The organism is Escherichia sp. 94.0001, from assembly GCF_013369155.2.
GTDB lineage: Bacteria > Pseudomonadota > Gammaproteobacteria > Enterobacterales > Enterobacteriaceae > Escherichia > Escherichia coli_F.
In genome coordinates this window covers 1-474 of the sequence record NZ_JABWMS020000238.1, presented here as the reverse complement: position 1 = coordinate 474, position 474 = coordinate 1, and the positions used below count along the sequence as shown (strand labels likewise).

Genomic DNA, 474 nt, shown 5'->3' with positions numbered 1-474 from the left:
ACCCATATGTATATAACCTCTACCCTGATCAAAGGAATTATTTCTTCCACCTTTCAAATAATTTAAAAACCTGCTTCCCCACGTTAAAACTAAAGCAGCGATATAATTTGAAAAATATATATCATACAAAAATTTCCTAAACTTACTTACTCGCTTACGGCAGTGTGGGTTCTGGTGATAACCATCCTTTGTAATCACATTTGGAGCAATAACTAAAGCATCGTCCGGATATGTAGTCTGTGATATTATTTGCGTAAAATTACTCTCATAAACCAAATCATTATTCCCAACAACTATTGGATGATTTCTTGGTAGTCCTTTTAGGCCAAGATTCAATCCGCCAAAATATCCCAAATTCACATCACTTTTAATTAATCTGACCTTCTCGTTATATTTACTCTCAATATCATTTAACTTTTTTAGTTCTTGCTCATTAGAACAGTTATCTACAACAATTACAAAGCTATCTTTTTC

Annotated in this window: 1 protein-coding gene; it reads right to left on the bottom strand. The window is 32.5% G+C overall.

Going from position 1 to position 474, the window contains the following annotated elements; genetic code table 11:
* A partial coding sequence (locus tag HEN33_RS25470) for a glycosyltransferase family 2 protein (RefSeq protein WP_183083540.1) occupies positions 1 to 474 on the bottom strand: 474 nt, incomplete at both ends.